Genomic DNA, 602 nt, shown 5'->3' with positions numbered 1-602 from the left:
GTCCTGAACCAGTTCGAGCAGGCGTTCCCATACGCCCAGTTTCGCCCAGCGGATGAAAAGTTGTGCCGCCCGCCACCAAGGCCCCAGTTCAGTGGGGATACTCCGCCACTTCGCACCATTCTCATGACGCCAGAAAATCGCTGCTATCGTGCGCCGCAGATCATGGGGCGGCGTCTTGCCTCGTGGGCGAACCGCCTCAATCAGAGGTTCCCAGATCGCCCATGTCTCATCCGTAAAAGTGCCTGTTCCGTCTCCTTCTTCCATCCCTACAATATGGGAAGAATTTCAAGATCTAACAGGCCCTAGAGCTATCATCCGCTGGATTGTTACGCGGCGGCGCTAGAGCACGGCCACTGAATTATGAATCGTGAGTGATGACACGGAGCATGGATTGTGTTTCACCGTTTCCATTGATGGAGGCGATGATGGCACGCGCATTGAGCGACGATCTACGGATGCGGGTGGAGGGATCGAAGAACCGTTAATTGGTTCTTTTTTTGCGTGTTGATTGCTGGTTCGTTGATCTGATTTTCACTCTGCGTTTTGAGCAGAGAGAAGGTCTCATTCTCTGGATTGCTACGCCGCGACGTTAATCCGCTCCA

The 602-nt window shown here is 53.8% G+C and carries 1 protein-coding gene; it reads right to left on the bottom strand.

Annotated features, from left to right (window positions below; genetic code table 11):
- Positions 1-264 (bottom strand): transposase (locus AD949_RS00035; RefSeq protein WP_156475902.1); only part of this gene is annotated, 264 nt, incomplete at its 3' end.
- Between the last annotated feature and the right edge of the window lie 338 nt (positions 265-602).

It is taken from the genome of Acetobacter orleanensis (assembly GCF_001581005.1).
Lineage (GTDB): Bacteria > Pseudomonadota > Alphaproteobacteria > Acetobacterales > Acetobacteraceae > Acetobacter > Acetobacter orleanensis.
This window is presented reverse-complemented; position numbering and strand designations above follow the sequence as displayed.